The organism is Lysinibacillus telephonicus (assembly GCF_003966145.1).
GTDB classification, from domain to species: domain Bacteria; phylum Bacillota; class Bacilli; order Bacillales_A; family Planococcaceae; genus Ureibacillus; species Ureibacillus telephonicus.
Genome location: NZ_RXNR01000027.1, coordinates 22,720 through 43,915 on the forward strand (window position 1 = coordinate 22,720; position 21,196 = coordinate 43,915).

Sequence of the window (21,196 nt, forward strand, 5' to 3'; positions counted from 1 at the left end):
AGTTTAGTAGTTATAAATGATTGGGCATAAGATAATCAATTTCGTAATTTCGAGTTGTCTCAACCATTGGAAAATAAAATGGGGAATTTGCATGAGAAATTTCAATCTCTTCTTTATCTCCTATATATTCAAGTTCCGTTATATATTTTTACCGTTTCATTGTCACTGTACTGGGCTTTTTCTGTTACAAGCCGATAAACAAAGTCTTCCTCCTTGACTACAGCATTCGTTTTTTTATTTTGTAGATACCCAAATACTCCAAATAATAAAATCACGAAAGCAAAAAGGATGCTCATTTTTTTCAGAAGATATCACTCCCTACCACATTTTAATTTTACCATAAAATACAAATTTTACCTAAACCAAACTGCTTATTTTGTATTTGGTAAATTTCACGATAAGAACAGAGGAGGAGGAAAAAGGAGAGAAATAATTAATTATACATTGCTTCCATTGTTATTACTTTTTTAAATGGCTGCAGAACAAATAAACAAAGTACAGTTGAAGATATATTTATATTTAAAGGCTCATATGTGGGGGATTATAGTGAAATGAAAACCTTGCACAAACTACCAAATGGTGAATATTTGCAAGGTTTTGAACTAAAAACAATTGAAGAACCATATGGGTTATCCTGAATTTTAAAGACTTAGAGCAGAGGTGTTAGCTAAAGAGTATAAAAATAATACAAAGCAACATTTATTCAAGAATATATAAAAAATGAAAAACTTAAAGCTCCGTCTATTTAAATACAATTTTTCAAAATACTATTTTTATTCAACCAATGTCTTATGAACATAAATAATTGTACACGCACCGTAAGCAAGGATTATAGAAGGAGTAAACGAATCCTGGTACGGAATATGGATAATGCCATTTAAGAGTAAGAAAAACCCACTATTCAAGAAGAAAAATCCTGCAATCTCTGCTAACTTATCCTTATCCCTAATCCTTGCTTGATTAAAGCCTTTTAAAATCCAAGTTTGTTTCTTGACTCCAACATAATAAGCAACAAATATAAAAAGAATAGCAACCGTTATAGAACTAACATTCAAATCAAAGTACATATTGTGCCCTCCCTATTATTATTTACGTTCACTTTTTCTTAAAGGTTTCATTAACTATCCTGATAATTTAATAGGAAATGCTGTGTTGTATTTTAATTCTCATGCATCTGCAGTAGAAGAAAAATTCAGTTAATATCTCTAGTCCTATATATAAACAATTAGTACAATTCTAGTTTCTTAATTTCCTTTACTCTTGCTCTACCTGGTTTTGAATCACTGATAGTTCCTTCTATAGTTGCTTGGATTTTATCACCTGGATTGAATTCTATTGTATTTTCCCCTACTAAGATTGTAAAATCAAAACTATAATCTTCAAAATCCATCTGTTGTAATTCTTCTTTAATCCATTGGTAGTCAAGCATCGTAAGTCCTTCTCCAATTAACAGTTCTTTGCCCTTCTTTTCTAATACATAGCCTTGTACGGTGACTTTTGGTTGTTCAGCTTGTTCCTCAGCAGATTGTTCAATGATGTAGTTTGCAATTTTAGTAAACTTCACCCCATCCTTACTGTGATCACAAGCATCCCATTGATATTCACGTTGACCACCATTTATGTGTACTCTTAAAAAATAATTGGTTGTATCCTTAGTATCACATGTCTGAGTTAAATCTTTTTCTTCTAAGTAGTTTGCAAAAACTAATCTTTTATACATTTCTTGCTTTACATCCATTGCTATATTATAGTCATGATTTATTTGTGTTCCATTTTCAACGCTAACTTTTTTCATTATGTTTGTTAATGTATTTATTTCGTTCTCCAAATTTAATCCATATTTCAACTCAAATTCAAACAAATCTTGTTGGCTCAAGTTGTAGTTTATCTGCAAAATTTCCTGCATCCCATAAGGATCGTTAACACAGTCAACTGCTATATATGTGGTATTGATAGGATTAACCTCCTCAATCAACTTGCTACAATTATTATGCCTAATAGCTCCACTACCATATTTATCTCGTGTTGTATCATCTATTACTTCAAGAAGTTCTCCGTTATAATTTAAATCTGTTACAATTGGGTCCCCTTCAATTGTATAGTGAACAATTCTCAATTCAGAAGGAACTCCGTTTTGCATATTTTCATAGAAATTAGTCATATTTTCCAATCCTTTAATTCTTCCATGACTATTTAGAACATCAACATTCTCTAAGCCCTTCACATTAATTTCAGAGCTGCCTTCTACTGTCTCATCTTGATTAAGACAAGCAGATAGCACCACAATTAATAACGATAGAAAAATGATGCAGGATGTTTTTTTCATTAGATTGATACCTCCAGTTTCTACCAATAGAAAAGCTTTATCAATTTCCAACTCCCCATATAAACTAGACGAACAAGAATGGAATAAAGTTACAAATCCCCATGTTATCTATATACATTTCCTTACAATTTGAATTTGCATAAATTCCAAAGTTGCTAATATTAATAGTTCAACCTGTGACTTTTAATTTTAAATATAAAAAAAGAGGAGTTATGCTGAGCATACTATCCTCTTTAAAAAATTGTTCAGTTTTTAGAATAACCCGATCGTTTCCCCATTCTTATTTATATCCATTGCGAGTGCAGCAGGTTCTTTTGGAAGACCAGGCATTGTCATAATTTCTCCAGTTAAACAAACAAGGAAGCCAGCCCCCAGTTTTGGAATTATTTCTCTTACAGTAATAGTGAATCCTTCTGGACGTCCTAGCAAATGCGGCTGATCAGATAGTGAATACTGTGTTTTTGCCATACAAATTGGCAGCACATCCCAACCAAATTTCTTAATTTGAGCAATCTGTTTTTTCGCCTGCTCCGTAAATTGCACTCCTTCTCCACCATACACCTTTTGGACAATTGTAGTAATTTTTTGTTCAATCGTATTTGATACTTCATATAATGATGTAAATTGTTGAGGCTGTTCTAGTACTTCTAAAACTTGTCTTGCTAATTCAAGTCCGCCCTTGCCGCCTTCTTCCCATACATTTGTTCTTGCAATTCGAATATTATTATCTTTTGCCCAATTTAAAATTACATCAATTTCTTGTTCAGTATCGGTAATAAAACGGTTTAATGCAACGATTGGCTCAATTCCAAAGTTGCGGATGGTATCGAGGTGTTTTTCTAAGTTTGGAATTCCTTTTTTTAACGCCACCACATTTTCAGTTGATAAAGCTGATTTTTCTACTCCTCCATGCATTTTAAGAGCACGAATTGTTGTTACAACAACAACTGCACTAGGAGCAAAGCTGCCTTGACGAGCCTTTATATTCATAAATTTTTCAGCGCCTAAATCTGCACCAAATCCAGCTTCTGTTACAACAATATCTGCTAGTTTTCTTGCAGTTTGAGTTGCTATTATCGAGTTACAGCCGTGGGCAATATTTGCAAAAGGGCCGCCATGAACAAGTGCTGGTGTTCCTTCAATTGTTTGAACTAGATTTGGCTTAAAAGCATCTTTTAAAAGTACTGTTAAAGCACCCTCAACTCCTAAATCTCGAACAAATACTGGTTCCTTGGAATATGTATATCCAATAACAATATTTGCAAGTCGTTCTTTTAAATTTTCTAAGCTCGTCGCTAAACAAAATACAGCCATAATTTCGGATGCCACTGTAATATCAAATCCATCTTCGCGAGGTACTCCCTGGACAGGTCCGCCTAGACCTAAAACCACTTTACGAAGTGCTCGGTCATTTATATCCAACACGCGCTTCCAAATAATTCGTCTCGGGTCAACTTTCAGCTCATTTCCTTGATATATGTGGTTATCGATTAAAGCTGCTAGAGCATTATTAGCTGTCGTAATCGCATGAAGATCTCCAGTGAAGTGTAAATTAATATCTTCCATCGGTACAACCTGGGCATAGCCGCCACCAGTTGCCCCTCCTTTTATTCCCATTACTGGGCCTAAGGAAGGTTCACGTAAAGCAACCATTACTTTCTGTTTAAGTTGATTTAAAGCATCTGCAAGCCCCACTGTAACAGTTGATTTACCTTCTCCAGCGGGTGTTGGACTTGTTGCTGTAACGAGTACTACTTTTCCTGTTGGTTTTCCGATAATTTTAGTTGCATCTATTTTCGCTTTATATTTTCCATACTGTTCTAATGCTTCAAAAGGTATTTTAGCGGAATCTGCAATATCAGTAATTGGTTTTAATTTTGCTTTTGTTGCTATTTCCAAATCAGTCAGTGGTTTCGTAAAAGTCATTATTGTAGCCTACTTTCATTTGGTATCAATATTATTATAAGCTTAAAATGTTCCTCAAAAACGTTTTGTTGTAAACGAAAAATGTCAAAATGTTGACACTACTATAATAATAAGGTATAGTTTATTCGTAATTGTTCAAATATTCTAAAGATGCCATTTCTAATTTGGGAGGAGAACGCCTCAATGCACCAAGGAAAAGTTAAATGGTTCAATAATGAAAAAGGTTATGGTTTTATTGAATGCAACAATGGTGAAGACGTTTTCGTTCACTTTACAGGCATTAAAGAAGAAGGATTCCGAACTTTAGAAGAGGGACAACCAGTTTCATTCGACATTGTGGAAGGAAATCGTGGTCCTCAAGCTTCAAATGTAGTCAAACTATAGATAACAGGCACCAGTCATTTTTAAGGCTGGTTTTTTTATATCCATTTTTGCTATATAGGTTATAGGTTACGGTTTAATAATCAAAAACCTTAAAAGAGCCTTCCAGTAAAAGACCTTTTAAGGTATTAATAAGTTCTATTCTACTATCGGGACATAGCCAGCTCGCTCAATAAGCTGTTGTCCTTCAGGTGATAATATCCATTCAATTAGCTTCTCAACATGGGGATTCGTTGTACCTGCCGTGACAATATAAAATTCAGAAGTAATTGGATACGTTCCATTACGAATCGTTTCCTTCGAAGGCTCAACACCGTTTATTTCCAACAATTTAATTTGATCATTTTTTACCATTTCATTTGAATAAAATCGAAATGTATAGCCAATTGCATTTTTATAATTTCTATATTGCGCTACCTCACTTATAATATCTCCCATACCGGAAGCAATATCTTCCGTAGGTGCTTCCATAATCGGAGTATCTTCCATTAATTTTTGTAGCGCTGTTTGGGACCCACTATCTTCCGGGCGTTGAAATGCACGAATCGAATCATCATCTCCTCCTACATCCTGCCAATTTTTCACTTCTCCAGAATAAATTTTCTTAATTTGATCAATCGTCAACCCGTTAATGCTATTTTTTTGATTAACGAAAAACACAAATGCTTCTCGTCCTATAGGAGTTAGTTTTAATTCAAGTCCTTTTTGTTTTGCTCGATTTTGCTGTGAAACAGAAGGAGCTGCTGCAAAAATCATATCTACTTTTCCATTTAATAAATTCATATATGCTTCTGGTGTAGTATTCACCATCACTTCGCTATCATAAGGATTATACTCTTTTTTTGGATATGTGGCTTGCACTATTGCTGAATACAGCGGGTAAAGTGCTGTTGCACCATCAATTTTAGGTTGATCGTCTGTAAGCTTTAATGACGCTTCTTCATCTAATACTGCTACATTATTATTCTCTGAAAATGGCATGTATTGGTAAATATCTACCTCAGCGCCTACTGTTGGTATTCTATCAATATAAGCATGTTTTATAGGTGAAATTGCAGTAATAGCAATTGCAGCAATTGAAATACAAGCAAAAGTTACTTTTCTTTTCTTTGTTTTGAAAAAACCATACAATTGAAATTCAATAAATAAAAATAGAATAATAGCCAGTGCAACTATTAAACCAGTATAATAGAGTTTTCCTGTAAGTAAAAAGCTAAATAATAGTACTATTGTTACAAAACCAATAGCAAGAAATATAAAAATAGATGCCATTATTTTATCGAACATTGAAATCCCCCTCCTATATGTAAAGAGATTAAAGTGAAATTATTCAACTAAGAATCATCATCGTTTAAATTTATAGGAAGCTCCTTCAAGTTCGATTTCTTTTTGCTCTTTTGCTCCCGAAATGATAACTTCGGTAATTTGATTAATATTCGAATTTTTATCATTTGTATTTTTATAAAACCCAATGACACAATTTGGTGCTTTAAGTTTTATGTATGTTTCATTTATGTCCAAATCAAAATTAAAAAGTTCAGCCCACTCTTTTACACTTTTTAAGTTTTCAACAACATATGATACTTCTTCAATTTTCAAATTTCCTAAAGGGTGCTCTCCGATTGTTTCTTTCTTAACCAATTCATCATAACGGTCGGAATCACTGCCCTCCCATTGAATTAAAAATGGGAATTCGATTTCCTGGTTTTCATTACCAAAATGAAGTAATTGCCATTTTAACTCTGACCCGTCCGGACGAGTGCGTGAAAAAGTTTCTGGTCCATGAACGACAAGACCCGCATCTTTAAGTTTTTTTGCATCTGCTTCAATTGTCGTTGTTCTTAATGCAATTCGGGTAAGTCCATTTTTACGGTTTCGCTTTTTATATGATTCATGAAGTGTAAACGGTTCGAGGGAAGCTCTCTCGAACAATTCATCATCAAAAATACCGATAAATTCAATATATGATAAACCAAAATAACTTAATGAGTTGTATGTTCCCCACATCCCATGTTTTCCACCATTAACTGTATAAAGGCCAATCTTTTTCGTTTCTTCTACTAGTTGTTCTGGCTTGTCCACGAAATGAACAATATGATCTAGTAAATACATACAAGCTTCCTCCTATTTGTTAGTTTGCAACTATATTATCTTTAGACGAATTTGGTTCAGTTAGGTTTTCATTCCAATCTTTACTAACATCTACCCATTGAACTGCTGCAGAATATTGCTCTAATTCTTCACAAGTAAGTTCAATTGCGGAATTTACACTTCCGCATGCAGGAAATACAGTTGCAAAACGTTTCATCGAAATATCTAAGTAAACTTTCAAAGCTTTGGCAAGACCGAATGGACAAACTCCTCCGACTACATGTCCTGTATGTTCAACTACTTCATCGGCATTTAACATTTTTGCTTTTATTTCAAATTGCTCCCGAAACTTTTTATTATCAATTTTTGCATCCCCAGCAGTTACCACTAAAAATGCTTCCCCATCATTATTTTTAAATGATAAAGTCTTGGCAATTTTTGCAGGTATAACATTTAATGCATTTGCAGCTTGCTCCACTGTGGCACTAATTTGATTATATTCTAAAATATCTTGTTCTCGATTAAATTTTTTGAAATGCTCACGAACACTTTGTAAAGACATAAAGACAATCCTTTCTTTTCCAATTTTAAAAACTCAATTTCGTTTTATTATACTGGAAAATTCACAACTTTTTAAATGAAAAAGACGAGATGTTAGGTCTAACAAGAAAGTTCCTTAGACCAAAACAAAAAGAGAGTAGAGGTACATAACTCTACTCTACTTATAAAGAAGTACTTTCCCTAGTTACCATTCATTTATTAACACGATTTTTCCAATTGCTTTGTTAGATTCCAAATAAGCATGTGCTTCACTTACTTCATCAAAGGTAAAAGTATTTTCATCGACTAGTGGATGAAGTTTCCCTTCCTCTACAAGCTTCGTTACTTCTCTTAATATTTTTCCGTGATCTTTCCTTTGGTCTTTATTAATTATTTTCAAAAGCATGAACGTAACATGTAAGGATAGTGACTTGGAGTGGAGAGGTGACAAATCATGGGTTGAGCGTGCTGCGATTGCTAATACTGTTCCATTTATGGCTGCCGCTTGGAATGAGCGGTCTAGGTTCTCTCCACCAACCGTATCAAATACAATATCGAACCCTTTACCATCTGTATATTCCATTACATAATCTTCTACTGACTGTTCTCGATAATTAATAGCTACATCAGCACCTAAACGTTTCCCAATGTTTAACTTTTCTGTAGAAGAAGCCGTTGTGAATACTTTCGCACCAGCAAGTTTGGCTAACTGAATGGCAATATGGCCTACCCCGCCTGTGGCAGCATGAACAAGTACCGTTTGTCCATTTTGCACATTTGCTCGATTATAAAGTGATTCCCATGCAGTAATCGTTACTAAAGGAAGGGCTGCAGCTTGTGCCATCGTTAAGTTTTTTGGTTTAGGTGATAGTAGGTGTACATCCGCAAGCATAAATTCTGCAAGAGCACCACCTGTTCCTTTAAAACCACCGGCACATCCATAGACTTCATCACCAACTTTGAACTCTGTTACCCCTTCTCCGACCTCAGTAATAACTCCTGCCACATCTCCGTGTAACACCGCCGGGAACTCTGGTGAAACTGCCGGAACGAAACCACTGCGTATCTTTGTATCAATTGGATTTACACTTGTTGCTTTCACTTGAATAATTACATGCCCAGGAATCACTTCAGGCTTAGAAACTTCAGCAAACTCAAAAACAGATGAATCCCCAAATTTTTTAATAACCTGTGCCTTCATTTGTATATCACACTCCTCTATTATAATCTTATACTAGTTATATATAATTTAGAAATATTATGAATTTTAGAATTATAAGCCATCGCGGCTTAGGTTTATAAAAGTTAAAATTCGAATTGTAATGTAGAAATTTATAATTTTTTAATGGGAACCTCTAATAATTTAGAATGTACTGCTAAAATTTAAAACCTTAAAAACTTCCCTTTTAATACTAGTTTTCATTCTGATTTACACAAATAACTTATGTAATAATTGCTTTTCTATTTCTTCCCTTTCGTTTGTTTCAATCCCAATCCAAGTTACGATGTCCCCCATAAAGGCAAGTCTTAGAAATAATAAAATCATAATGCTGGCCCAACACATTTACTTACCTCACTAAAAATTATATTCTCCTACTTCTATTAAACTTGTCTTCTTTACGTTCCCTTTTTTTAACCACAGCATAACCAGATGCTTCCATTGAACTTTAATGAAATGAGACGAGTTACTTAAGCATTCATTAATTATTGTTTATAGTCGTTCAAAATTCAACATAACAGAGATTGTCAATAAGTTACCATGGTAATGAATTGACACACAATTATTGGATAATATAAATAGTACTTCTATTAGATGATTGGGGAATTCAATATGTCTTCATTGGAAACCATTAATTGGATTAACGAACAATTCAAAAATACAAATGAATTAGTACAAAAAAACTTGGAATATGAAAATAAGCACATCTTGCTATTCTATATTAAATCTCTAATTAATTCAGAAATGCTTCAAAAGTTAATTATTAAACCTTTTTTTGAAATGTCCTCCGAAGAACAATTCAATTTATACTTGCAAGCACTGCCACAGTTCCAAGAGGTTCAGTCAAAAGAACAAGTTCATCTTGAAATAATGAATGGCAACATTTTAATTGTAATTCAAAACGAATTCTACTTGCTTGACTTTAAACTAGCAAAAAACGATAAAGTCAATTCAACATCTGTAGAAACCACTATCCATGGTTCTCAATTAGCATTAAGTGATAATCTCATGACAAACATCAACGTTATCCGTTCTAATTACCATCAAGCTTCTTTATCCGTTGAATATTTCGTTAAAGGAGAAGTAAATCAACATAAAGTTGCAGTTATATATGATAAAGAGAAGGTTAAAAATGATGTATTAGATATTATTCGAAAAAGGCTTCAAAAAGTAGATAAACAACTAATTACTTCTACCACTCAGTTGGGTAATCTTATAAACGACAGCCGATTTTCATTATTTCCTCAAATGATTATGACTGAACGACCTGACCGGATTGTCTACAATTTAGCTGGTGGTAAAGTTATTCTTTTGGTCGACGGAAACCCACAATCGATCGCTACACCAGTGGTATTCTTCGATTTCATGACGACAATGGAGGATAATTATCATACATTATTTATTTCACTTTTTCTAAAGATTCTTCGGTATGCTGGATTATTTCTCAGCCTTCTTCTTCCTGCTTTATATGTCGGAGTTACTTCATTTACTCCTGAATTGTTTAGAACTGAACTGGCTTTGACTGTAGCTGGAAGTCGAGTAGGTGTACCTTTCTCTTCTTTTATAGAAGTTCTATTCATGCTTTTTTTTATGGAATTATTATTAGAGGCCAGTATTCGACTTCCAAAAGCAGTTAGTGCAACTGCTACTACGGTAGGAGGTCTAATACTAGGAACAGCTGTGACTGAGGCATCTCTTGCATCCAATATTATGGTCATTATTGTTTCAGCAGTAGCCATTTCAACTTTTGTTATTCCAGTAAATGAAATGGCGTTTTCTATAAGAGTAGTTCGATTATTATTAATAATCATCACAAGTGTATTTGGTTTGGCCGGTTTAGTATTAGGTTTCTTTGTATTGATAATGTATTTAGTTAATTTAGATAGTTTTGGGGAAACTTATCTGAAGATATATACTTTATCGAAAAACAGGAAGACTACGGAGGAAAAAACTTGAGCCGATATTATTACTACTTAATATTAATAAATATGGTGGCGAATGTTATCGCTTCAGTCCCGGCGATCCTCTTACACAACCATAAAAATGGATCCGTTTCCGCCATGATACTAGCGGTAGTTGCAGGAACCATTCTTATAACAATTTATACACGTTTTTTTATCGCTTTCCCTGGCATAACATTACCTGATTTACTAAAGAAAACCACTTCCAAATGGTTTTACAATCCATTTATATTCTTTTTAGCATTAATGTGGTTTGTAGCAGGATTAATTACATTGGCAACTTTTAGTTTTCTCCTTATACGATTTCTTACGCCTGAGATGCCACTTTTTCAAATTAGCTTAATAATTATATTATCTGTCATCTTTGGGTGTCTAATGAGAACCGAACGTGTGTTATATACTATTGAATTAATATTGTTAATTGTTTTTCCATTAATTTTATATATTTTTTTCAAGGCTTATAGCAACGAAAGTTTAGAGTGGGATTTTGTAAAGGAAGCAGCACTTTATGTGAATCAATTCCCTAATATACATTCATTCTCATCCTGCTTTTTCTTATTTCTAGGGGTAGTCAATCTTTTTATATTTAACCGTTTCTTTACAAAGAAACAAAATTTCAATTGGAAACATATAACACTAATTGGTTTTATTTCAACCTTAAATTTATTTACTACTTATTTTATTCCTATAGGCTTTAACGGTTTCGAAAACATTGATGAACTTGTTTATCCATGGATTACTACAAGTGATTCGTTAAGGATGGAATTTTTCATGATTGAACGACTTCTGTTTGTTTTTTTATTGTTCTATTTGGGCATAGCCTTCTTAAGTATCTTGATTCACTGGCATGTCTCGTTTGAATTTTTAAAGTTTGTTTTCAATTTAGAAAAAATTAAATTTAAAGGCTTTAAAATAGGCAAGTATATCCCAATCCCTTTTTTCATTGGTGCATCTTTACTTTTAATTGGTAAACTTAATGAATATCAATTACTCCGTTATTCAAACTTTTTTTATGATACGTTAATACTTTTTTTCCCACTATTGATTATACTTTTTATCTTTATAAAAAGGAGAATGAAATATGCCAAGCAAGAAAAGCAAAACTAAATTATTCATTCTAGTAATAGTGCCCTTAATTACCCTGCTTACAGGTTGTGAATTTATGGATATCGATAAAGATGTATTTGTTTCAATGATTGGCATAGATAAGTCTGATGAAGAAGATAAACCATACAAAATAACTTTGAAATTATATGTACCGACTAGTTCTTTTAAACAGTCTCCGGAACCTCAATATACTTATATCACTAAATCTGGGGAGACTTTATCCGAGGCAATTCGCATATTAGAAACTTATTCAGACAAAGAATTAGAATTTGGACACGCGAAGCTAATCGTAATCGGAGAGGATCTTTTAAAGGAACATAAAGCATCTGAAGTAATGGATTTTTTATTAAGAAGACCGGATATTCAAATGATATCTTGGATTGCAGCTGGGAGACCTTCCGCAGAAGAAATAATCAAAATGGTGCCTCAAGGTGAAAATGCAGCTTACCCTGCTTTATTCAACTACTTTGATGATATTGGAAACGAAAGTCAATACATTGTAACAACTTATTTATTTGATTTCAGGAGAAGAATGGTGGAAGAAGGAATCGATCCGATATTGCCGATTATTGAAAAGAATACATCACACTTCAAAATAAATAAATCTCTAGTATTAGTGGATAAGAAAGAACCACACGAACTCCCCACGCTTTATACAGGAATTTTTAATATTCTATCAATGAATATACAGGTTGCTGATCTTATTATAAAAGAAGAAGACGGAGAAGGAGAAGCTTTTATTGCAAAAATTGATTCTATGAATTCAAAACATAAAGTGATTGTAAAAAACAACAATAATATTGCACTTGAAATAGAAGTACGTTTAACCGGATATATTGCAGAATCTAAACATCCATTAAAAATGAAAAATTTATCGTACTATAACAAATTACTTGAAAAAGTCGCAAAAGAGAAACTTACCGAATTTTTTTCTGAAATGACCAGTGTTGGGATTGATCCTATAGGTTTTGGTATTGATTATAAATCACGTACATTGCATAACAAACGTATGAGTAGCGAGGAATGGAAAGAAGCGTACAAAAATGCGGAAATAAAAATAATAATTCATCCGAAATTAAAGAGTACAGGGGCAATTCAATAATTATAGGGGAAAGTTCACTTTCTAAAAAAAATCAGGTCACAAATTGGGACAACCTATTCTTTTAAGCAAATTGTGCTTCGTTTTTTACTTTGTTTTGGAACAAACATTTATTAAATTAATTGCCCATTAAAACAAAAGCCATCCGAATTTTATTACTCTTACATGTCCACCTAAAGAATTTTGAACGAGTTTGAATCCATTATATTATGATTAGTTTTTTATCTTTATAAGTTTTTATTGATTGAAAAACGGAAACAATAGGAGAAGGAGTGATTCCATGAATACTTTTCTCTACTTCCTTCTATCCTTTGGATATATTTCGCTTTTCATATTTGGACTTATCCTTTCAAAAAAGAACATCTTGAATGCTACCAACTTGTTTTTGCTCGTTATTGTCGGACTTGTTTATGATAATTTAATTATTGCTCTAGGAAGATCTATTGGCGAGGGGAAATTACTCGAAGGGTTAAGTTATGCACGTTTCTGGTTACATGCTCTCTTCACCCCTTTACTCATCCTTTTCGCATGGAGTATTTGTTTTACACTAGGGTTAACCTGGGCCAAGAAGAAATTTTGGAAAATTACCTTTAGTTTCTTAACACTCGGGTTAATTCTTTACGAACTCTTTTCTTCAGTAATTGTTCTAAAACTAAAAGCCAAAAGAGAAAATGGCGTATTAACCTATGAAAGTATAGAACCGGCTAGTCCTGTCATGGTTATCTTGGTCACGCTAGTTCTCGTTATTATAGGCATCATTCTAATTAAAAACTTTCATTTCCCTTGGTTATTAATCGGAACAATCATTATGACTTTAGGCAGTGTATTAGCTATTTGGATTACGAACTTTCCAATAATGAATGTATTGGAATTTCTACTACTCCTTACATTACTGTTGACAAAGCGTTTTCAAGTTAGAAAGTCAGAAAAATCCAACACTTAAAGTGTCGGATATCATCAACTATTTATAAACGAACATTAAAGAAGGGTAAGTATAAGACATCATTACCTTGTTCCCACAAAAACAAGGGCTGCAAAAATCAGTTCTTTACTAATTTTTGCAGCCCCTATAAATTGCTTCAATATTATGACGGCATACCAACTATTGATTTTACTTCCAAGTATTCCTCAATGCCGTAGCTGCCCCACTCACGACCGACTCCGGATTGCTTATAGCCTCCAAATGGTGCTGACATTTCCATAGGCGCATTATTAATCGTAATATGGCCAGCACGAATGGAAGATGCAACTTTTACTACTTTTTCTTTGTCCTCGCCAACTACATATCCTGCTAATCCATACACCGTATCATTGGCGATTTCAATGGCTTCATCAATATCCTCGTAAGTAAGAATTGACATCACTGGTCCAAAGATTTCCTCTTGAGCAATCACCATATCATTTTTCACATTAGTAAACACAGTTGGCTTTACAAAGTAACCTTTTTCAAGCCCTTCAGGTTTGCCAGGTCCTCCACTTACTAAGGTCGCACCTTCTTCTATGCCTTTCTTTATATACCCTTGCACACGATTGTATTGTTTCTCAGAAACGAGCGGTCCGAAGATGTTTCTCTTATCCTGTGGATCACCATATGGAATATTCGGCAAGATTTCCTTCACAGCCTCAATGAATTCATCATGTTTTGATTTTGGAACAAGTGTCCTTGTAGCTGCTACACACACTTGACCAGAATTGAAAACAACATTAGAGATGGCAATTTGAGCTGCTTTTTTCATGTCAAAGTCATCAAGGATAACAAGTGGTGATTTCCCTCCAAGTTCGAGGGCCACTTTCTTAATTGTTTTTGCAGCATTTTCGGAAATCTTTTGACCGACTGCTCCAGAACCGGTGAATGATACAAAATCAATATCTGGGTGAGAACTAATGCCGTTTCCGACGACTTCACCTGTACCATTCACAAGATTAAAGACGCCTTTTGGTAAATCAGCTGCTTGGAAAATTTCAGCGAGAATAATCGCTGCAAATGGTGTTAATTCAGATGGCTTTAACACTACGGTACAACCAGCAGCGAAAGCACTTGCTAGCTTCGTAGATGTCTGATTCGTCGGGAAGTTCCATGGCGTAATAAGGCCGCTTACACCGATAGGTTCTTTGCGAATTAATGCACCACCGCGTCTTTCAGTAAATTCGAAGCTTTCCAACTCCTTTGCCGCTTGGCGGAAATGAGCTAATCCCATGTTATAATGCGTTTTCTCACTTATTGTAATAGGTGATCCCAATTCTTCTGTAACGACTTCAACGATATCGTTTTTACGCTTTTCATACTCATCAGCAATGCGATTTAACAGTTCAATTCGTTCTTCCTTTGATGTTTGAGAAAATGAAGGAAATGCTGCTCGGGCTGCTGCAACAGCTTTATTTAGATCTTCCATTGTTCCATCACTAATTCGACCGATCACTTCTTCAGTAGCGGGGTTAATCACATCAACAGTTTTTGAACCAGTTGATTCAACCCATTCGCCATTAATAAAATGCTTTAAATAGTTTCGTATATTCCATACCCCTTTCCATAAAATATTCATAATAATTTTATGTATAAATACTCTAAACATAACGCTATTCAAAATTTTATTGAAGGTCCTTTTCCACCTCTATTGCTCGTTACAAGATTTCACAATCTCTCCTAAACTTTTACTAAATTTCCAGGTGTTTTTTTAACAACTTTCATTAAAAATAATCAGAGTTAGTTCTATTATCGAGCTTTATACAATCAGGGTTGCATTAACAGGAATAAATTTATACAAAAAAGATGGTCTTAAGCCAGTAGACTTAAAGACCATCTAATACATATTATATGAAACTTAAATTATTGTTGAATAAATTGTTGTGTCCAGTAGTTACCATCTGCCACATAGCCAACACCAATATGTGTGAAGTTTCCGTTTAAAATGTTTGCACGGTGACCTTCTGAATTCATCCATGCTTGTACTACTTCTTCAGGTGTTCTTTGACCTTGTGCAATATTTTCACCTGCTGCTTTATAAGAAATACCTGCAGCTTTCATTTGGTCAAATGGGCTACCATAAGTTGGGCTTGTATGTGAGAAATAATTTTTTGCCGCCATATCTTCTGATTTTGCTTGAGCTACACTCATTAATGGATTCGAGATTTGAAGCGGTTTAAGACCTGCTTTTGTACGCTCAGCATTTGTTAAATCTACAACTTGTTTCTCAAATTCAGATACTGATTGACTAACATTTGTAGAAGGCGCTTTTGCTGGTGCTTCTACTTGTTGGTTATTTGAATTTGTTGGTGCTGTAGTTTTGTTGTTGTTCGTTGCATTTGTAGAAGGTGTTTTTGCTGGTGCTTTTGTGTTTGTTTCTTTAGATGCATTTTCTTGATATACTTTTTTACCTTCTTTAATTACTTTTTGTGCTGCTTGATCATTTAATGATTTATTGACTAATTCTTTGAATTTATTAAAATCAAATTCTCCATTTGATAATTGAATTTGATCGATTATTTTTAAAGCAACTCCTTGAACTTGATCGCCTTTAATTACTTGAATATATGGATTTGATTCACTTTTAACCTCTTCATTTAAACCTGCTGCACCCGCAGTTGTAAAAGATGCTCCAAATAATGTTGCTGCACATAATGATGTTGCTAACCATTTTTTATTCATTCTGAATTCCTCCTCTTTGTTTACAGCACCTATCTTACAGTACAAATTAAGTAATATAAGGTCCATAAACTGGAAGGAGATACAATCTATAATGAAACTCTAATAGACTAAGAGATTCAACACCCTTTATTTCATAAAACATTCCATACAAAAATTATTTTACCACTGAAAACCTATTGACAGATTTTCAATTTTGCACTTTATTACATAGCTTCTACAATTGTTACAGATAGATTAATTTATTTTCTTTCAATTTCAATCTGCTTGCTGGTTATATTTCGTTATTGAAAATAGCCTTAATTCACAATCCCGTCCAATAACAAAGACCTTTTTTAGTTTTGACTTGAATTAATTAATCCTTTTCAAATGATTGGACTTTGTTTAAAGCTGCCATTAGATGAAATGAACCATAATAATGCTAATACGAAGAATAGAACTGAGCTGCCAAAATAGATATAAGAAAAACCATTCTCTAATTCTATAAGCATAAAACTAATAAAGGGTCCAATTGATGCCCCAAAATCCTGTGCAATCGAATAGGAAGTAAGAAATGAAACTGAAACTTCATTAGTTTTCTTAGAAAAATCTAATGCAATTGCATCAACTACTGTTGTTAGCGAAGTTGCAGCAATCAAAACGAGAAAAGTATTTGTTATGAAGAGGAAAAGTGGTAGATCCATTGAAATTGTCCAAAATATTAAACTTGTAATTGTCAATGTTAGAATTAAAATTGGCATTCTTCCCTTTGCTCCATCAGACCAATGTCCAAAACGCACACCTAAAAATGGCTCCCATACCCATCGAGCTGATTGAAGTACGCCAGAAAAAAATGTAACGCTAACTGCAGTGCCAAATAAATAGATAATCTCACCATAATGATTTTCAATAACCGGGCTTAGAGTAGAGGTAAATATCCCTTGAAATAACATGGTTATACAAAAGCCCGTGAAAATGATCATTAAATATTTTTTTTGCAGTCTCTGTATGAAAGGTCTCTTTTCAGTTTTAGTTTCCTTTCCTTTTACTTCAACTTGACTAGGAGACTGACCATTTATAAACAAAAGTATTAAAGGTAAACCAATAAGAGTCAAACAGCCAAAAATAATGGATACAAGATCTATACCTAAAATAGGAACCAGTAACCCTCCTGCTAACATTCCTATTAAACTTCCTAACCGGTAAATTCCATTGTACAATCCAATTGATTTTCCATTATTTTCTTCAGCAGCAGTTGCGACAATAGATAAACCACCGATTCGAAAAAAAGACCACGCTATTCCCCATAAAGCCCGTAGAATTATCCATGCTAGAAACCCATTAAAGACACCATAGCCTAATGTAGTAAAACTCCCTAAAAGAATTGCAATCATTAAACCTGTTTTCAATGAAATTTTACTATATATCCATCCGACAATTGGGCTAAATGGCAGTCTAATAAATCGATTAATCGAAAGGAGAATACCAACTTGCCAGATTGAATCCAGTCCTACGTCTTCCAAATAGATTGGTAAGGTAATGTATAACATGGAATCACCTAAAAGGCTTATACCGGTAATTACTGAAACAATCACAATAATATGTGAGTTATTATTTAATTTGAACATTCTTTCTACTCCCCTCTCATGCACAGAAAAAACTATGTATAATCATTTTACAAATCGTATTCTAGCTTTTATATTACTAAAAATTTCTAACAATTATTATTAAGTGATGAGTAGAATGAGTTTCTAATTATTTTAGACGATTAAGTCTTTTTTCATAACATTAACAATTGAGGATATAAATAGCAATTAGCACTGCTAATACAAGTAATGATGTTTTTGTTTTAATATAAACAATCAATACCATTTAATAATAAAGGGACTGGGACATAAGTAGAAAAAACTACAATTCGAATTAAATTGTAGTTTTTTGCTATTCTAATATGTTGATTTCGTTATTTTAGAAAGTGAATTTCTACTCTTTATTTTCTCCTAATATTTCCATCAATTTCTGAGCAGTACCCTCTTTACCCTCTACACGAATTACTTCACCGCTTGATGCTACAATAAAATGGGGCTCATTTGCACCATATAAAGAATTTGAGCTGTTTGCTACCATGTATTGTGCATTCGAGCTTTCCATGCGAAGTTTTGCACGGCTAATTAAATAATCGAAATCATCCGTAGCCTCTAGTTTAAATCCAATTAATGTTGATTTCGGTGTCCATTCTTTTATTTGTCCTAATATTTTTGGAGCTTTTTTAAAATGGATAATAGGCGGTTCATCAGAGGGCATTTTCCCCTTTTCCTCCATTAAGTTACCGGATTGATCGTACACTTTGTCAATAATCCAGTCTGAACCTGCCGCTGCCATAATGATAAAATCAATCGTTTCCTGTTGCACAATGGATTTAATTTTATTTCCTAAATCCTCTATTCCTTCAAACATAATCGTTGTCATCAAATGCGCGTTTTCAGGAAGTTTAGCAAAAAAGCCATGTAAATAAATTACTTCAGCACCTGCTGAGAGAGCTTCTTCTGCTAAAAAACACCCCATAGTACCTTTCGATAAATTCGTATGACCGCGCACACGATCCCATTTTTCTAGGGTTCCACCGCTTGTAATTAGTATTTTTTTACCATTTAAGTTTTTCATAATATCACCTTTATATTGAATTATCCTATCAATAGTTTACTCGACTTTTTTAACATTTTCATTAGTTGAAAGCCAACTCTGTAAAACCTCTATAAATTTCTCAGTTGCTGGAGAAGGTTGATGTTTTGTTGCTAGTCCAATTGTTCGATAGCTTTCTTGCTTTATGGGAATTGCACGAACATTACTTGGAAGCTGATCAAAAACGAGCTGTGGCAAAATCGAAATCCCTAAATGGTGCTCAACCATCGAAATAATGCCTTTTTCATCAAATAATTCAAAACGAACGGTCGGTTTTATACCATAGCGATTAAAAATTGCTAATACATCATTTGTCCCGTTATAGGATGTTAGTACGAAAGGCTCTGCCTCAACTTCCTTTATATCTATTACTTCTTTATGAAATAACTTGCTCTCAGATGAAGCAATGGAAAGCAATTCATCACGTATTAAAGGCAAAAATTGAAACTGTTTTGAGTGTGCACGGTTTAAAAAACCGCAATCAATATCCCCATCACTAAGCCATTGTTCAATTTGATAATAATCCCCTTCTTGTAATTCAATTTTAATTCCTGGATATTTCCGATCCATTATTTGAATAATTTTAGGCATCCATTTAGAGGAAATACTAGAGAATGTCCCTATTCGCACCTTACCTTTTGTAACACCTAATATATTTGAGGCCTCTTGTTTTAATCTCTCTTCTGCTTGCATAACGGATCGCATTGATGTCAACAATGTTTGACCTTCTGAAGTTAACTTCACTCCATTTTTACTACGATGAACTAATGCAAAGCCAAAATCCTTTTCTAAACTCGAAATTGCATGGCTGATAGCTGATTGTGTCAAACCTAGTACTTCTCCAGCTCGCGTAAAATTACCAAGTTCCGCAACCTTACAAAAGATTTCATATTTTACTAAACTCAAGTAGCAACACACCTATCTAACATGAATAATTTTAATGATATTCATTATAAACATTCGTTTCACTAATCTTTGATTACATTATATATTAATTTGTACCAATAAAGATAGAAATGGGAGAAAATGAAAATGCAATTAAAAGCAAATATGTTAATGGTTATTGTTACTATGTTTTGGGGACTTTCTTATACGTTTATGGTTATGGGGCTAGAGACATTAGAGGTGTTTAATACGGTTGCACTTCGAAGTTTTATCGCCTTTATAATAGCAGGGTTAATTTTTTATAAAAAACTAATGCACGTAGATAAAAAAACAATTTACTATGCAATGATCCAAGGCTTTTTTCTTGTTTTCGCTATAGGTTTTCCAATGTTCGGTGTTAAAACTACCCCAGCATCAAATGCAGGTTTTCTTGTTAGCTTGACAGTTGTTTTAGTACCAATTATTACTAGCTTTATCGATAAAAAATTGCCGACCCGAACAGTTACAATCGCCATCATCTGTACAATGCTTGGTATTAGTATTTTAACGTTAAACAGTACGTTCACATTTCAAATTGGAGATGTTTATTGTTTACTTACAGCCGTTGCCTATTCCATCTATATCGTGCTAAATGGGAAATTTACAAGATCAGTTGATTCACTAGCATTTGGAATATACCAAATGGGGTTTGCAACGATTATAAGCGGTATTTTTTGTTTATTGTTTGAAGCGCCAAAAATCCCAGTAGATTCATCAGGCTGGATTGCAGTTCTAGGGTTAGGAATACTTTGCAGTGCATTTGGTTTTATTGGTCAAACAGTTGCTCAGCAATATACTTCTGCCACTTTAACTGGACTTATTTTTTCACTAGAACCGATTTTCGCTGCCATCTTTGCTGTAATTTTTTTAGATGAAAACATTACAATGAAACTTATTATGGGTGGATTATTTATTTTTGGTGGCAACATTATTGCCCAATTAGAACAATTTAATAGTTTCAGATTCTTCCACAAAAAATCACATACAGAAAAAACAGTTTAATATAAATAAAAATATCGAATGGTGTGAGACTGGTTCTTCAAACGAACGAGGTCTTAAGGTGCTTCTTTATCCTCCTATATGGTTTGTTTTCCGTCACAAAAGGAAAACTAAGCTACCAAACATTACGAATTCAGAAACAAGTAATCGACAGTTTATTAGATTCTTCTATTAAACTGTTTTTTAATTCTATTTTTGAATTCATTTGCATATATATATTTATCCCGCTTTAAAGCAGTAATTATAGAAAAATATTAGTGGAGGATGGATTAATTGTCTGTAAAAGCTAAAAGCTCCTCAGATTTTGCAACGGCTGTATAAC

The 21,196-nt window shown here is 33.6% G+C and carries 21 protein-coding genes; 7 read left to right on the top strand and 14 right to left on the bottom strand.

Going from position 1 to position 21,196, the window contains the following annotated elements:
* Positions 1–128 precede the first annotated feature (128 nt).
* A complete protein-coding gene (locus tag EKG35_RS20925) occupies positions 129–296 on the bottom strand; it encodes a hypothetical protein (RefSeq protein WP_185807724.1) in 168 nt (55 codons plus the stop codon).
* Positions 297–515: 219 nt separating this feature from the next.
* On the opposite strand from EKG35_RS20925, the gene EKG35_RS21610 reads away from it, so the two are divergent.
* Positions 516–638, top strand: a complete 123-nt coding sequence (locus tag EKG35_RS21610; RefSeq protein WP_484177323.1) for a DUF4825 domain-containing protein — start codon at positions 516–518, stop codon at positions 636–638.
* Positions 639–773: 135 nt separating this feature from the next.
* Here the strand turns inward: EKG35_RS21610 and EKG35_RS10935 are convergent, their stop codons facing one another.
* The 3 genes from EKG35_RS10935 to EKG35_RS10945 all read right to left on the bottom strand — a co-directional run bounded on the left by EKG35_RS10935 (position 774) and on the right by EKG35_RS10945 (position 4,252).
* On the bottom strand, positions 774–1,067 hold the full coding sequence (locus tag EKG35_RS10935; RefSeq protein ID WP_126294486.1) for a DUF3784 domain-containing protein: 294 nt from the start codon (positions 1,065–1,067) through the stop codon (positions 774–776).
* A gap of 158 nt (positions 1,068–1,225) precedes the next feature.
* On the bottom strand, positions 1,226–2,326 hold the full coding sequence (locus EKG35_RS10940; protein WP_126294487.1) for a DUF4362 domain-containing protein: 1,101 nt from the start codon (positions 2,324–2,326) through the stop codon (positions 1,226–1,228).
* 252 nt (positions 2,327–2,578) lie between these two features.
* A complete protein-coding gene (locus EKG35_RS10945) occupies positions 2,579–4,252 on the bottom strand; it encodes a formate--tetrahydrofolate ligase (RefSeq protein ID WP_126294488.1) in 1,674 nt (557 codons plus the stop codon).
* Between the two features lie 183 nt (positions 4,253–4,435).
* On the opposite strand from EKG35_RS10945, the gene EKG35_RS10950 reads away from it, so the two are divergent.
* Positions 4,436–4,636 carry a cold-shock protein gene (locus EKG35_RS10950; protein WP_126294489.1) on the top strand — a complete coding sequence of 67 codons (201 nt, stop codon included), beginning with the start codon at positions 4,436–4,438 and terminating at the stop codon, positions 4,634–4,636.
* 135 nt (positions 4,637–4,771) lie between these two features.
* Here the strand turns inward: EKG35_RS10950 and EKG35_RS10955 are convergent, their stop codons facing one another.
* The 5 genes from EKG35_RS10955 to EKG35_RS21440 form a co-directional block, all read right to left on the bottom strand.
* Complete coding sequence (locus EKG35_RS10955) at positions 4,772–5,920, bottom strand: PstS family phosphate ABC transporter substrate-binding protein (RefSeq protein ID WP_126294490.1); 1,149 nt, start codon at positions 5,918–5,920, stop codon at positions 4,772–4,774.
* A gap of 57 nt (positions 5,921–5,977) precedes the next feature.
* A complete protein-coding gene (locus EKG35_RS10960; protein WP_126294491.1) occupies positions 5,978–6,745 on the bottom strand; it encodes a VOC family protein in 768 nt (255 codons plus the stop codon).
* Between the two features lie 19 nt (positions 6,746–6,764).
* Complete coding sequence (locus EKG35_RS10965; RefSeq protein ID WP_126294492.1) at positions 6,765–7,286, bottom strand: YbaK/EbsC family protein; 522 nt, start codon at positions 7,284–7,286, stop codon at positions 6,765–6,767.
* A gap of 183 nt (positions 7,287–7,469) precedes the next feature.
* Positions 7,470–8,465 (bottom strand): zinc-dependent alcohol dehydrogenase family protein, encoded by a 996-nt coding sequence (locus EKG35_RS10970; protein ID WP_126294493.1) that lies wholly within the window; start codon positions 8,463–8,465, stop codon positions 7,470–7,472.
* A gap of 228 nt (positions 8,466–8,693) precedes the next feature.
* Positions 8,694–8,828, bottom strand: coding sequence for a hypothetical protein (locus tag EKG35_RS21440; protein ID WP_281274608.1), 135 nt, complete (start codon positions 8,826–8,828; stop codon positions 8,694–8,696).
* Between the two features lie 267 nt (positions 8,829–9,095).
* Here EKG35_RS21440 and EKG35_RS10975 point away from each other — a divergent pair, with 267 nt between their 5' ends.
* The 4 genes from EKG35_RS10975 (at position 9,096) to EKG35_RS10990 (ending at position 13,593) form a co-directional block, all read left to right on the top strand.
* Positions 9,096–10,439 (top strand): spore germination protein, encoded by a 1,344-nt coding sequence (locus EKG35_RS10975; protein ID WP_126294494.1) that lies wholly within the window; start codon positions 9,096–9,098, stop codon positions 10,437–10,439.
* A complete protein-coding gene (locus EKG35_RS10980) occupies positions 10,436–11,551 on the top strand; it encodes a GerAB/ArcD/ProY family transporter (RefSeq protein ID WP_126294495.1) in 1,116 nt (371 codons plus the stop codon). The genes EKG35_RS10975 and EKG35_RS10980 overlap by 4 nt, the downstream gene beginning before the upstream one ends.
* A complete protein-coding gene (locus EKG35_RS10985) occupies positions 11,526–12,653 on the top strand; it encodes a Ger(x)C family spore germination protein (RefSeq protein ID WP_126294496.1) in 1,128 nt (375 codons plus the stop codon). The genes EKG35_RS10980 and EKG35_RS10985 overlap by 26 nt, the downstream gene beginning before the upstream one ends.
* A gap of 277 nt (positions 12,654–12,930) precedes the next feature.
* Positions 12,931–13,593 carry a hypothetical protein gene (locus tag EKG35_RS10990; RefSeq protein WP_126294497.1) on the top strand — a complete coding sequence of 221 codons (663 nt, stop codon included), beginning with the start codon at positions 12,931–12,933 and terminating at the stop codon, positions 13,591–13,593.
* A gap of 142 nt (positions 13,594–13,735) precedes the next feature.
* Here the strand turns inward: EKG35_RS10990 and EKG35_RS10995 are convergent, their stop codons facing one another.
* The 5 genes from EKG35_RS10995 to EKG35_RS11015 all read right to left on the bottom strand — a co-directional run bounded on the left by EKG35_RS10995 (position 13,736) and on the right by EKG35_RS11015 (position 19,857).
* Positions 13,736–15,163, bottom strand: coding sequence for an aldehyde dehydrogenase family protein (locus tag EKG35_RS10995; protein WP_126294515.1), 1,428 nt, complete (start codon positions 15,161–15,163; stop codon positions 13,736–13,738).
* A gap of 314 nt (positions 15,164–15,477) precedes the next feature.
* The gene (locus tag EKG35_RS11000; RefSeq protein WP_126294498.1) at positions 15,478–16,296 is read right to left on the bottom strand and encodes a CAP domain-containing protein; all 819 of its coding nucleotides are present in this window, start codon (positions 16,294–16,296) and stop codon (positions 15,478–15,480) included.
* A gap of 362 nt (positions 16,297–16,658) precedes the next feature.
* Positions 16,659–17,900, bottom strand: a complete 1,242-nt coding sequence (locus EKG35_RS11005) for an MFS transporter (RefSeq protein WP_126294499.1) — start codon at positions 17,898–17,900, stop codon at positions 16,659–16,661.
* A 352-nt stretch (positions 17,901–18,252) separates the two neighbouring features.
* Positions 18,253–18,933 carry a phosphopantothenoylcysteine decarboxylase domain-containing protein gene (locus EKG35_RS11010; protein ID WP_126294500.1) on the bottom strand — a complete coding sequence of 227 codons (681 nt, stop codon included), beginning with the start codon at positions 18,931–18,933 and terminating at the stop codon, positions 18,253–18,255.
* Between the two features lie 36 nt (positions 18,934–18,969).
* Positions 18,970–19,857 (bottom strand): LysR family transcriptional regulator, encoded by an 888-nt coding sequence (locus EKG35_RS11015; protein WP_126294501.1) that lies wholly within the window; start codon positions 19,855–19,857, stop codon positions 18,970–18,972.
* A 126-nt stretch (positions 19,858–19,983) separates the two neighbouring features.
* Here EKG35_RS11015 and EKG35_RS11020 point away from each other — a divergent pair, with 126 nt between their 5' ends.
* Positions 19,984–20,877 (top strand): DMT family transporter, encoded by an 894-nt coding sequence (locus EKG35_RS11020; protein WP_342774110.1) that lies wholly within the window; start codon positions 19,984–19,986, stop codon positions 20,875–20,877.
* The last annotated feature ends 319 nt before the right edge of the window (positions 20,878–21,196 follow it).